Consider the following 12,934-nt stretch of genomic DNA (forward strand, 5'->3'; position numbering starts at 1 on the left):
ACTATGGCTATCAGGAAACGAGACAGGTTTATGCGAAAGTTTGCTGCTTTAACGCTGATGGTGTTGTTGGGCGGATGTAGCGTATTGCAAGGTACGCCGCAGCCTGCGCCACCGGTCGCCGATCACCCCCAGGAGATACGTCGTAATCAAACGGAAGGATTACAGCGAATGGGTACCGTGACCGCACTCGAGCGAGGCTCTCCCGATGATGCGGCAGAGGCCATTAAAGCAAAAGCTGTCGCCGCGAAAGCAGATTATTACGTCATTGTCCTTATCGATGAAACCATCGTGACGGGACAATGGTATTCGCAAGCCATTTTATACCGTAAATAACGCGCGGTATTTAAACGACATTTACACTGCTTTGCGTCCATAGACGTTTTCCTGTCCACAATAAACTCCAGCCAGTGACAATGGAATGAGTTTATTAGCGAAGGATTGCCCGGCGGATACCGGGGACACGTAAAATGGAGCTGACGATGAAACGATCTCTTGCTTTGACCACACTGCTACTCTCAGCCGGTCTGGTGAGTACGGCAGCACAGTCAGCTGAATTTGCCAGCGCTGATTGTGTGACGGGTTTAAACGAAATTGGATTGATCTCTGTGAGTGATATCTCAGGGAGCCCGCAGGACGTAGAGCGCATGATCGCGCTGAAGGCCGATGAGCAGGGTGCCTCATGGTATCGCATCATAAAAATGCAGGAAGAGAGCCATGCCGATCGCTGGCGGGCGCAGGCCATACTTTATGTCTGAAAATCGTCAATAAAAGCCACTAAAAAAGAGTGGCTTTTTAATCTTTACAATTCTATTATCCTTGCCATAACTCCTCCGAGATAACTTTGTAACATTTTGTTACATAAAGCCAATAAATGTTATCCCCGCTCTGCCGTTGAAAAGCGATACCTTTTTAACAATGAGCAATTTATGATCAACTTTTTCCGCCGTGCAGGTCTGGGCACAAAGCTATCGCTGCTTACCGGCTTGAGTGTTGCCACTCTCTTTTTACTTTTCACCTTTCTCCTGAGCTACAACGCCAGTCAAAAACTTGAATCGCTGGCCGTAGAAGACCTGCATAACCAGTCTACCGGCGTGGTGGATATGGTGCAGATGTTCAATACCAGCCTCACCGAAGAGGTAGAAAGTTACACCCGCCTGTTCACCACCTTTTTACCGCAGCCGCTGAGTATTGATGCCAGCCAGACCCGCGTCATCAACGACCAGAGCGTCCCCCTGCTGAAAGGCGGCGATACGGAACTGCATGAGAACAACACCACCCCCGATGATTTTCTGAATCGCACCGGCGCGATCTCTACGCTCTTTGTCCGTAGCGGCGACGATTTTGTCCGCGTGGCGACCTCGCTGCGTAAAGAGAACGGCGACCGGGCCATCGGTACGGTACTCGACCATGCCAGCCCGGCATGGGAAGTGGTCAACAAAGGCGAGGTATATCGCGGCCTCGCCCTGCTGTTCGGTAAGCGCTATATCACCCAGTACCAGCCGGTAAAAGATGCGGGCGGGCAGGTGATCGCCATTATCTTCGTTGGGGTCGACATTACCCACTCCTGGAACGTCATGCGCGAGAAGATCCTTAGCCGCCGTCTGGGCGAGAGCGGTCACTTCTTTGTACTGAACCGCAGTAACGGCAAGAACCACGGCCAGTACCTGTTCCATAGCGCAGAGGAGGGAGAGCTGCCGAAGTGGGATAACGCCGTTCAGCAACAGCTGCTGGGGGATCAATCCGGCACTCTGGAACGCCAGAGCGCTGATGGCCGCACGTTGATCATGGCCTGGACACCGCTACCGGGCTGGAACTGGACGATTGTGGGCGAGGTGGATAAAACCGTACTGCTGGCTGATGTGACCAACATGCGCGACCGCTTCCTGCTGGCGGGCGTGGCGCTTTCCGCGCTCTTTGCCATGCTGTTCGTGTTTATTATCCGCCGCTGGCTCACGCGCCCGCTGCGCGATGTGATTGGCCTGGCCGAACAGTATGCCGCAGGCGATCTGCGCGCCACCCTGCCCGCCACCCGTCAGGATGAGGTAGGTCAGTTGATCGGCGCCATCAACGGCATTGGCGGCGGGCTGCAAAAAATCGTGCTCCAGGTGCGGGAAGCTGCGGGCGATATTCATCTGGGGACCAACGCCCTGGCGGCGGATACCGGCGAGATCTCCGAGCAGATCAATAAGCAGGCCAGCAGCGTGGAGGAGACATCCGCCAGTATGGAGCAGCTGGCGGCCACCGTGCAGCAGAACGCCGCCAATATGGAGCAGACCCAGCATCTGGTCGGCGAAACCTCCCGGGCGGTGCACCAGGGCGGGAAGACCGTCAGCAATGCTGTCTCCACCATGGATGATATTCGCGAGGCATCGAAACGTATCGAAGCCATTACCCGGGTGATTGAGGGGATCGCCTTCCAGACCAATATTCTGGCGCTCAACGCCGCCGTCGAAGCCGCCCGGGCGGGCGAGCACGGTAAAGGCTTCGCCGTGGTAGCCCAGGAGGTCCGCGCCCTCGCAGCGCGCAGCGCCAACGCGGTGAAGGAGATTGAGCAGCTGATTGGCGATACGCTCAGCAAGGTGAGCGAAGGCCACGCCCTGTCGGAGCAGACCCGCCAGGCGATGGAGAGCATCATCGCGCACATCGATAACATCAAGGCGCTGGTAACCGAGATTAACCATGCCTCCCACGAGCAGTCGGCGGGTATCGGTCAGGTGAATCTGGCGATGACCCATATCGGCGAAGCGTCGCATATCAACGCCGACCGCGTCTCACGCAGCGAACAGACGGCGCAAACCCTGCGGGAGAAGGGTTCACACCTGACCGAGCTGGTCAGCCTGTTCCGCCTGTAAGGATCAGGCCACGCCGCCCGTGGCGCGCAGCAGCAGGTCGTCCTGGACCTGCTCGCTGAGCAACGATCGGCCACGGGCGTCGAGCATTTCACGGCACCAGGCCTGCGCCAGTGGCGGAGAAGCGTGGCGCAGCATCTGCGCCCCTGCGCCCAGCAGGTAAATCTGCCGGGCGATCTCTCTGCCCTGCGCCTCCTGCGGTTTACGCAGTTTTTGCTGAAGCTGCCGCCAGCTGCGATCGAAATGACGATCCTGACCTTTAACCTCGGCAAAATCTGCCAAGAGCAGATCGATCACGCCAGGCTGCTTCGCCAGCACCCGCAGCACGTCCAGCCCCATGATATTGCCCGAGCCTTCCCAGATGCTGTTAACCGGCATCTCACGGTACAGGCGCGGCAGCTCGCTCTCTTCGCAATAGCCAATGCCGCCAAGAACCTCCATCGCTTCGGCGACGAAGGGTATCCCCGCTTTGCAGATCGCCAGTTTCGCGGCCGGAGTAAACAGCCTCGCCCACAGGGCTTCGTGTTCATTGTCCCGGCGATCCCAGGCCCGCGCGAGGCGGAACAAGAGCGCCGTCTGCCCCTCCAGCTGGAGCGCCATGCGGCTTAACACATCGCGCATCAGCGGCTGGTCGATCAGGTTTTTGCCAAAAGTCTGCCGCTGGTGGGCATGGTACAACGCCACCGAGAAGGCCCGGCGCATCAGGCCGTGGCTGCCGAGCGCGCAGTCGAAACGGGTGAGGCCGCCCATCTTCAGGATCTGGCGCACCCCTTCCCCCTCTTCGCCCAGCAGCCAGCCGGTGGCATCGAGGAACTCGGCTTCGCTGCTGGCGTTCGAGCGGTTACCCAGCTTCTCTTTCAGGCGCTCCAGATGCACGGCATTGCGCAGACCGTCGGGCAGAAAACGGGGGACGAAGAAGCACGACAGGCCGCCTTTGGCCTGCGCCAGCACCAGGTGGGCATCGCTTTGCGGCACCGAGAAAAACCACTTATGCCCCACCAGCCGATAACTCCCGTCGCCGCAGCGTTCTGCCCGGGTGGTGTTGCTGAGAACATCCGATCCGCCCTGCTTTTCCGTCATTCCCATCCCGATAAGCAGGCCGCGCTTCTGGTTACCCGGCGCCAGATGCGAGTCATACCGGTCGCTCAGTAACGGCGCCAGCCAGTCGTGAAACGCGCGCGGTAGCGCCTGCTGCAAAAGCGGCGTAGCGGCGTGGGTCATGGTGATGGGGCAAAGCGTGCCGGCCTCAACCTGCGCATGGAGGATAAAACGTGCCGCCCGGGCCACGAAGGCCCCTTTTCGCGCCTCCTCCTCCCACGCCAGGTTATGTACCCGGTTGGCACAAAGCCCCTGCATCAGCAGGTGCCAGGCGGGATGGAAGCGCACATCATCCAGCCGGGTTCCGCTGGCATCATAGCGCAGCAGTTCAGGGGGATTGGCGTTGGCCAGGCGGCCAAGCTCCAGGGATTCTGCCGTACCCAGCTGTTGACCGATGCTGGCGAGCAGCCCGGCGTCCCAGTCGGCACCTTCACGATTGACCGCTTCACACAGCGCGCGATCGGAAAGAAACAGGTTGCTGTTGGTGAGTGGCGCAGGCTGATTAAAAACAGTGTGCGTCTGCCAGTGCATAACGTATCCCTCCTTCTATGGCAATGGAATAAGTATGGACAAACCGGGCAGGCGCTGCACAGCAGCGGGCGCACAATATCGCCACGCTCAAGCGTGAATCTGGTCACACAATGAACGAATAATAAATTTCTTATCGTTTGTTATGGTGAATAATTTATTCTTACCCTCATGGAGAGATGACGATGCAAACCACTCAACGGGCGCCGGATGCCCATAAACGCGCTTTAATTGCTGGCTCAATTGGTAATTTCATCGAATGGTACGAATTTGCGGTGTACGGCTTTCTCGCCACCGTGATCGCGAAGAACTTCTTTCAGCTCAGCGGTGAGGCGGGACTGACCAGCCTGATCCTCACCTACGCCTCTTTCGCCATCGCCTTCTTCTTTCGTCCGCTGGGGGCCATCATATTTGGCCGGATTGGCGATCGCATCGGCCGCAAACCCACACTGATTATCGTGCTGGTGATGATGACCCTGGCAACCGCGGCAATCGGCATCGTGCCGGTCTATGCCAGCATCGGCATTGCCGCCCCGCTCATCATCACCGGTCTGCGGATCCTGCAGGGGCTTTTCGCCGGGGGAGAGTATGGCGGTGCGGTGTCGCTGATGACCGAGTTCGCCCCGCGCGGTAAACGTGGGCTCTACGGCGCATGGCAGTCCTTTACCGTCGCGCTGGGTCTGCTGGCCGGCGCGGGCATTGTGGCGCTGCTCTCCGCGCTGCTGACGCCAGACGCCCTGCACGACTGGGGCTGGCGCATTCCCTTCTTTATCGCCCTGCCGCTGGGGGCGGTGGCCCTGTGGCTGCGGGTGAGCATGGAAGAGACGCCCAGCTTCGTGAAGCAACAAACCAAACCGGTGGCCGTGAAGGCGCGCACCAGCGACACGCTGAAAGCCATCGGGATGGGAATTGGCCGGGTGATGGTGTGGTCTGCCGCCGGCTATACCTATCTGGTGATCATGCCCGCCTACCTGCAATCGGCCCTGCATACGGGCTTTAACCAGGCGCTGCTGATTGCGGTCATCTCCAATATCGGTTTTGCGCTGACCATTATCCCATCGGGGATCCTCAGCGACCGCATCGGACGCCGCACGGTGATGGTTATCGCCGCCGCGCTGCTGCTGATTCTTGCCCTGCCGCTGCTGAAAATTTTGCAGGCGGAGTCCAGCACCCTGGCGGTGAAAGCGATAGTGGTGCTGATTGCCGGTGGCCTGGTGGGGATGCTGGCAGGGCCAGGCCCGGCCATGCTGTCAGAGATGTTCCCGACCAGGGTGCGCTATACCGGACTGGGGCTGGCCTATTCGCTGTCGAACGCCATCTTCTCGGGCTGTGCGGGGCTAATCATTACCGGGCTGATAAAAGAGACGGGGAACCTGGATATTCCGGCCTATTACGTGATGGTCACGGCGGTGGTGAGTATTGTGGCGCTGATGACGCTTAAGAAGGATGACCATTTGCGGTCGCTGGAGGAGTGATAGTGCCGGGTGGCGGCTTCGCCTTACCCGGCCTACAACAGCACGGACCGTGGGCCCGGTAAGCGCAGCGCCACCGGGCACAACAGACTACCCGCGCTGGCGTACCGCTTCGAACAGGCAGATGCCGGTTGCTACGGAAACGTTCAGGGACGAGACGCTGCCCGCCATCGGAATGCTGATCAGTTCGTCGCAATGCTCCCGCGTCAGACGGCGCATGCCTTCACCTTCCGCCCCCATCACCAGCGCCAGACGACCGGTCATTTTGCTCTGGAACAGGGTATGGTCTGCCTCACCCGCAGTACCGACGATCCAGATGTTCTCTTCCTGTAACTGACGCATGGTGCGCGCCAGGTTGGTCACGCGGATCAACGGTACGTTCTCCGCCGCGCCGCAGGCCACTTTTTTGGCCGTCGCGTTGAGCTGCGCGGAGCGATCTTTTGGCACAATCACCGCATGGACGCCCGCCGCATCGGCGCTACGCAGGCAGGCACCGAGGTTGTGCGGATCGGTCACGCCGTCGAGGATCAGGAAGAACGGGTTATCCAGCGCGGCGATCAGATCCGGCAGATCGTTCTCCTGATACTGGCGGCCCGGCTTCACGCGGGCGATGATGCCCTGGTGTACTGCCCCTTCGCTTTTCTCATCCAGGTACTGACGGTTCGCCAGCTGGATCACCACGCCCTGCGCTTCCAGGGCATGGATCAGCGGCATCAGGCGTTTATCTTCACGCCCTTTCAGAATAAAGACTTCCTGAAAACGCTCCGGTGCGCGCTCCAGCAGGGCCTGCACCGCGTGGATGCCGTAAATCATTTCACTCATTGATGGTTCTCATTAATTACTGTTCACCTCTCCCTGCCGGGAGAGGATCAAGGTCAGGGGAGAATTACTCCGCCACTTTTTTCTTTGCCGCGCGCTTCGCTTTGGTCGCCGCAGCTATTTTTTGGGTTTTGGCCGACGGTTTTTTGGCGGCTCTGGCTTCTTTCTTCGCGGCCTTCGGCTTTTGTTTTTTCTCACCACGGAAGGCGCTGTCCGGCTCGAAGTTTACCCGCTTACCGGCCTGACGGCGTTTGCCGCTGGTTTTTCCGGCGGCCCCTCTCTTCGCATTATCCCGCGCGGTTTTACCTACGTTACGTGGCGCGCGTTCGCTGGAGATCAGGCTGAAATCAATCTTACGCTCGTCCATGTTGACGGCTTCGACCTTCACTTCCACGCGATCGCCCAGACGGTAGGTCTGGCCGCTGGACTCGCCGGTCAGGCGCTGCCCAACCTGATCGTAACGGTAGTAGTCGTTATCCAGGGATGAGACATGCACCAGACCATCGATAAAGAGTTCATCAAGGCGTACAAAGAAGCCAAAACCGGTGACGCTGGCAATCACGCCCTTAAAGATGTTCCCGACCTGATCCAGCATAAAGTCACACTTCAGCCAGTCCGCCACGTCGCGCGTCGCTTCATCAGCGCGGCGTTCGGTCATGGAACAGTGTTGGCCCAGCTGCAGGACCTCTTCCATGGAGTAGTGATAACCCCCGGTTTCGGTCGTGTTGCCTTTGTGGCCCTGCTCATGTGCCAGCAGATACTTAATGGCACGGTGCAGTGACAGATCCGGATAACGGCGGATCGGCGAGGTAAAGTGCGCATAAGACTGCAACGCCAGACCAAAGTGGCCGCGGTTCTCAGGATCGTAAATTGCCTGCTTCATGGAACGCAGCAGCATGGTTTGCAGCATTTCCGCGTCAGGGCGATCGCTAATCGATTCCAGCAGCTCGGCGTAATCGCGCGGCTCCGGCTTGTTGCCCCCCGGCAGCTCAAGACCCAGCTCCGCCAGTACGGTACGGAAAGAGGTAATAGCTTCGGTGGTCGGTTTGTCGTGGATACGGAACAGCGCAGGCTCTTTGGCTTTCTCAACGAAGCGTGCCGCGGAGATGTTCGCCAGGATCATGCACTCTTCAATCAGCTTGTGGGCATCGTTACGCTGGGTCTGTTCGATACGCTCAATGCGACGCTCAGCGTTAAAGATGAACTTCGCCTCTTCACTCTCAAATGAGATCCCGCCGCGCTCTTCACGCGCCTGCTCCAGCACTTTATAGAGGTTATGCAGCTCTTCGATGTGCTTCACCAGCGGAGCGTACTGTTCACGCAGATCCCGATCCCCCTGCAGCATATGCCACACTTTGGTATAGGTCAGGCGCGCATGTGAACTCATCACCGCTTCATAGAATTTGTAGCCGGTTAAACGCCCCTTGCTGGAGATGGTCATTTCACAAACCATGCAGAGACGGTCAACCTGCGGGTTAAGCGAGCACAGGCCGTTGGAGAGCACTTCCGGCAGCATCGGTACCACCTGGGACGGGAAGTAGACCGAGGTGCCGCGGTTACGCGCTTCGCCATCCAGCGGCGTACCGGTCCGGACGTAATAGCTCACATCGGCAATCGCTACCCACAGACGCCAGCCGCCGCCGCGTTTTTTCTCACAGTAGACGGCGTCATCAAAGTCACGGGCGTCTTCGCCATCAATGGTGACCAGCGGCAGGCTGCGCAGATCCACGCGGCCCGCTTTTGCCGACTCCGGTACCTGCTCTTTCAGCCCTTCAACCTGCTCTTCAACGGCTTTTGGCCAGACGTGGGGGATTTCATGGGTGCGCAGTGCCATATCCACGGCCATGCCGGTGCCCATGTTATCGCCCAGCACTTCCACAATCTTACCGACCGCTTTGGTACGACGGGTTGGACGCTGAGTCAGCTCAACCACCACCACAAAGCCCATCCGCGCGCCCATCACCTCTTCAGGCGGAATGAGGATGTCAAAGCTCAGGCGGCTATCATCCGGCACCACAAAACCCACGCCGGCATCCGTGAAGTAGCGGCCTACGATCTGGCTGGTTTTTGGCACCAGCACACGCACAACGCGCGCTTCACGACGCCCTTTGCGGTCTGCACCCAGCGGCTGGGCCAGGATCTGGTCGCCGTGAATGCACATTTTCATCTGTTCAGATGAGAGGTAGAGGTCGTCCTTGCGGCCTTCGACGCGCAGGAAGCCGTAACCATCACGGTGGCCAATTACCATGCCTTTCAGCAGATCGAGACGCTCCGGCAGGGCATAGCATTGACGGCGGGTAAAGACGAGTTGTCCGTCGCGCTCCATTGCGCGAAGGCGGCGGCGAAGGGCTTCAATTTGCTCTTCGCCTTCAATGTTCAGTTCAGCGGCAAGTTCTTCACGGTTGGCAGGTTTTTCACGTTTTGTGAGGTGTTCAATGATGAACTCGCGGCTGGGGATAGGGTTCGCGTATTTTTCGGCTTCGCGTTCCTGGAAAGGATCTTGTGACATAGCGGTTCCTCCGTTGTCATCTCCGGTGGACGTTTTCTTCATTCCACCAGCAATAATTTATATAGCGGTTGATTCTCTTCAACCAAATCGGCCAGCGTGTAGTTATCCAGTTCCATGAGAAAACTTTGCACAGCCTTTGAAAGCGCCTGTTTCAGTCGACAGGCGGGGGTAATGTGGCAGAACGCACTGCTGCAGTTCACCAGAGACAATGGCTCCAGTTCGCGCACCACATCACCAACACGAATACTCTGTGCCGGTTTACCGAGGCGGATGCCGCCATTTTTCCCGCGGACGGCAGCAACATATCCGGCTCGGCTAAGTTGATTGATTATTTTGACCATATGATTACGGGACACACCGTAGACCTCTGTCACCTCAGAGATACTGGTCATCTGTCCAGCGGGTAACGACGCCATGTAAATCAGCGCACGCAATCCGTAATCGGTGAAACTTGTTAACTGCACATCAACCTCAGGAAAAGGGTAAAACGCGGTATATCCGCAGAGATATTCATTAATGATGATAAACCAGCCAGATAGTCAACGGCGAATTTATTTAAACTGAAAGGGGGAAAGGAGAACGAAAAAGCCGGATGCGCATCGCTTTCCGGCCTGTGATGGGTGTTGTAGGCCCGGCAAGCGTAGCGCCGCCGGGCGAAACCCTCATTATGCGTCGAACGGGTCGCGCAGGATCATGGTTTCAGAACGATCCGGGCCGGTAGAGATGATATCAATCGGCACGCCGGTCAGCTCTTCAATACGCTGGATGTAATCCAGCGCTGCCTGCGGCAGACCGCTACGCTCTTTCACGCCAAAGGTGGTTTCAGACCAGCCTGGCATGGTTTCGTAGATCGGCTCAATGCCCTGCCAGTCGTCAGCGGCCAGTGGAGTGGTGGTCACTTCACGGCCATCCGGCATACGGTAGGCAACACAGATTTTCACCTCTTTCAGACCATCCAGGACGTCCAGCTTGGTCAGGCAGAAGCCAGACAGGGAGTTGATCTGCACCGCACGGCGCACAGCAACCGCATCCAGCCAGCCGGTACGACGACGACGACCGGTGGTCGCGCCAAACTCGTTACCTTGCTTGCACAGGAACTCGCCGGTTTCATCAAACAGTTCGGTCGGGAACGGACCCGCACCCACGCGAGTGGAGTAAGCTTTGATGATGCCCAGAACGTAATCCACATAACGCGGACCCAGGCCAGAACCGGTTGCCACGCCACCTGCGGTGGTGTTGGAAGAGGTTACATACGGATAGGTACCGTGGTCGATATCCAGCAGCGTACCCTGCGCACCTTCGAACATGACGAAATCGCCACGCTTGCGCGCCTGGTCCAGCAGATCGGATACATCAACAACCATACCGGTCAGGATGTCAGCGATCGCCATGACGTCATCCAGCACTTTCTGGTAGTCAACGGCGTCAACTTTGTAGAAGTTCACCAGCTGGAAGTTGTGATATTCCATCACCTCTTTCAGTTTTTCAGCAAAGGTGGCTTTATCGAACAGATCGCCAACACGCAGACCGCGACGGGCGACTTTATCTTCGTAAGCCGGGCCGATACCACGGCCGGTGGTACCGATCGCTTTCGCGCCGCGTGCTTTTTCACGCGCCAGATCCAGCGCAACGTGGTAGTCGAGGATCAGCGGACAGGCTTCAGAGAGCAGCAGACGCTCGCGAACCGGGATGCCACGGTCTTCCAGACCTTTCATCTCTTTCATCAGCGCAGCAGGAGACAGCACAACACCGTTACCGATGATGCTGGTCACATTGTCACGAAGAATGCCTGATGGAATAAGATGGAGGACGGTTTTTTCACCGTTGATTACGAGAGTATGGCCTGCGTTGTGACCACCCTGATAACGTACAACAAACTTAGCACGTTCAGTCAGAAGATCGACGATCTTCCCTTTACCTTCGTCACCCCATTGGGTGCCCAGTACGACGACGTTGTTACCCATTTTTCAAAATCACCGATTGCTTAAAAATGGATTCTACCATCGGTTTTGATGATGTTCAGCTTTTTTTGTATACAAATTTCGGCGAAACGGACTGCTTTATGCGCAGTTAAACGATTACCTCAATATGTTGTGGAGCGAGACGAATCACATCACTAATCATGGCGAAGCACCTGGCAAATTGATGTGAGTTTTTTAACAAAGGCCTTTTATCGGGTTACCGGCGGAGCGGTTATATGATTCCGTATGTGAAGTTAAAAATTCATAAATTCTGGCCTTGCCGCTTATTTTAAAAATTGTCACCCTTTGCCCGCATCTCAAATATGAGTTGTTGTTGTAATTACACTAATTAGGATGATGAAAATGAAAGAATTGACTCTTTTAGAAATTGAAGCTGTAAGCGGCGCGGGCTGGTTGCAGGATGGCATCGCTTCGCTGGGTGGCAAGATCGGTAACTTTGCCTGGACCACCGCAGGCGATCTGCTGAGCGTGGATGTTCCCCTGATCGGTAACATTAACCTTGGGCAAATTGCTCCCACTCTGGGCGAAAAATTAGGTCAATCGGTGGGTTCGACTGTCGGCTATACCATTGAGTCTACGCTGGGATCGCTGCCTGTTATCGGCGGGCTGTTTAGCAAGCTGCTGGGTAATTAAGATAAAAAAATGGCGCCTTATGGCGCCATTTTTAACGCTGCTTATCGTGGTGTCGTAGGCGAGCGCATATAGCGGAAGAAATCGCTATCCGGGCTGAGAACCATAACGTCCTGATTGCTCTGGAAGCTGCTCTCGTAGGCACGCAGGCTACGGATAAAGGCATAGAAGTCTGGATCCTGGCTGAAGGCATCCGCAAACAGCTTCGCCGCTTCGGCATCGCCTTCACCGCGCAGGATACGGCCCTGACGCTCCGCTTCTGCCAGGGTTTTGGTCACTTCATAGTCTGCGGTTGCACGCAGCTTTTCAGCCTCTTCCTGACCCTGTGAACGATGACGACGGGCTACCGCTTCACGCTCGGCACGCATACGGTTGTAGATCGCCTCAGAGACTTCCGTTGGCAGGTTGATCTGCTTGATACGCACGTCAACCACTTCGATACCCAATGCCGCCATACTGTTCGGGTTGATAACCGCCACTTTACCGTTGGTTTCAGCCTGAACGCGTTCAGCCGCTTTGGCGATGGCATCGTCAGCCGCTGGGGTTGTCACTTCATCTTCCGTGCCGGCAGAACCGGAGTTCAGCGCATCGCGTACTTCAGAGGTCAGACGACCGCGGGAGTCGGTTACGATGTCCCGGACATCCAGACGACCAATCTCAGAACGCAGACGGTCAGAGAACTTACGTTTCAGCAGCACTTCGGCCTGAGAGACGTCGCCGCCGCCGGTTGCCAGGAAGTAACGGCTGAAGTCGCTGATACGCCACTTGATATAGGAGTCAACGATCAGGTCTTTTTTCTCTTTAGTCACGAAACGGTCGGCCTGGTTATCCATCGTCTGGATACGCGCATCAAGCGTTTTCACAGACTGAATAAACGGCACTTTGAAGTGCAGGCCTGGCTCATAAATAACCGGACGCTTGTCGCCGTCACGCACGACGCTGCTGAACTGGAATTTAATCCCACGCTCGCCCTCTTTAACCACAAAAATTGAGGTGTAAAGCACAACCAGCACGATAATAATGATCGCAATTACTGACTTACGCATC

11 protein-coding genes are annotated in these 12,934 nt (G+C 56.9%); 5 read left to right on the forward strand and 6 right to left on the reverse strand.

The genetic code is table 11. From position 1 onward, the window contains the following. Positions 1-3 precede the first annotated feature (3 nt). The 3 genes from bsmA (at position 4) to ACT3IC_RS07530 (ending at position 2,852) form a co-directional block, all read left to right on the forward strand. A complete protein-coding gene (gene bsmA, locus ACT3IC_RS07520) occupies positions 4-333 on the forward strand; it encodes a biofilm peroxide resistance protein BsmA (protein ID WP_159340440.1) in 330 nt (109 codons plus the stop codon). Between the two features lie 134 nt (positions 334-467). Beyond that, positions 468-755: a DUF1471 family protease activator YjfN gene (gene yjfN, locus ACT3IC_RS07525; protein WP_103177975.1), complete on the forward strand. Its 288-nt coding sequence runs from the start codon at positions 468-470 to the stop codon at positions 753-755. A 171-nt stretch (positions 756-926) separates the two neighbouring features. Next, a complete protein-coding gene (locus tag ACT3IC_RS07530) occupies positions 927-2,852 on the forward strand; it encodes a methyl-accepting chemotaxis protein (RefSeq protein WP_159340439.1) in 1,926 nt (641 codons plus the stop codon). A 3-nt stretch (positions 2,853-2,855) separates the two neighbouring features. Here the strand turns inward: ACT3IC_RS07530 and ACT3IC_RS07535 are convergent, their stop codons facing one another. Then, positions 2,856-4,478 carry an isovaleryl-CoA dehydrogenase gene (locus ACT3IC_RS07535; RefSeq protein ID WP_159340438.1) on the reverse strand — a complete coding sequence of 541 codons (1,623 nt, stop codon included), beginning with the start codon at positions 4,476-4,478 and terminating at the stop codon, positions 2,856-2,858. 182 nt (positions 4,479-4,660) lie between these two features. Here ACT3IC_RS07535 and ACT3IC_RS07540 point away from each other — a divergent pair, with 182 nt between their 5' ends. Next, positions 4,661-5,950: an MFS transporter gene (locus ACT3IC_RS07540; protein ID WP_103177972.1), complete on the forward strand. Its 1,290-nt coding sequence runs from the start codon at positions 4,661-4,663 to the stop codon at positions 5,948-5,950. A gap of 87 nt (positions 5,951-6,037) precedes the next feature. Here the strand turns inward: ACT3IC_RS07540 and rlmB are convergent, their stop codons facing one another. The 4 genes from rlmB to ACT3IC_RS07560 all read right to left on the reverse strand — a co-directional run bounded on the left by rlmB (position 6,038) and on the right by ACT3IC_RS07560 (position 11,239). After that, positions 6,038-6,769 carry a 23S rRNA (guanosine(2251)-2'-O)-methyltransferase RlmB gene (gene rlmB, locus ACT3IC_RS07545; RefSeq protein ID WP_039028446.1) on the reverse strand — a complete coding sequence of 244 codons (732 nt, stop codon included), beginning with the start codon at positions 6,767-6,769 and terminating at the stop codon, positions 6,038-6,040. 64 nt (positions 6,770-6,833) lie between these two features. Continuing rightward, on the reverse strand, positions 6,834-9,275 hold the full coding sequence (gene rnr / locus ACT3IC_RS07550; RefSeq protein ID WP_156653768.1) for a ribonuclease R: 2,442 nt from the start codon (positions 9,273-9,275) through the stop codon (positions 6,834-6,836). Positions 9,276-9,313: 38 nt separating this feature from the next. Then, positions 9,314-9,739, reverse strand: coding sequence for a nitric oxide-sensing transcriptional repressor NsrR (nsrR, locus tag ACT3IC_RS07555; RefSeq protein WP_032616184.1), 426 nt, complete (start codon positions 9,737-9,739; stop codon positions 9,314-9,316). Between the two features lie 201 nt (positions 9,740-9,940). Then, complete coding sequence (locus ACT3IC_RS07560) at positions 9,941-11,239, reverse strand: adenylosuccinate synthase (RefSeq protein WP_039028486.1); 1,299 nt, start codon at positions 11,237-11,239, stop codon at positions 9,941-9,943. Positions 11,240-11,599: 360 nt separating this feature from the next. Here ACT3IC_RS07560 and ACT3IC_RS07565 point away from each other — a divergent pair, with 360 nt between their 5' ends. Next, positions 11,600-11,890, forward strand: a complete 291-nt coding sequence (locus tag ACT3IC_RS07565; protein ID WP_103177970.1) for a hypothetical protein — start codon at positions 11,600-11,602, stop codon at positions 11,888-11,890. Between the two features lie 41 nt (positions 11,891-11,931). Here the strand turns inward: ACT3IC_RS07565 and hflC are convergent, their stop codons facing one another. Beyond that, positions 11,932-12,933: a protease modulator HflC gene (gene hflC / locus ACT3IC_RS07570; RefSeq protein ID WP_103177969.1), complete on the reverse strand. Its 1,002-nt coding sequence runs from the start codon at positions 12,931-12,933 to the stop codon at positions 11,932-11,934. Position 12,934 lies beyond the last annotated feature (1 nt).

This window comes from Leclercia sp. GHBNCSD (assembly GCF_055805075.1).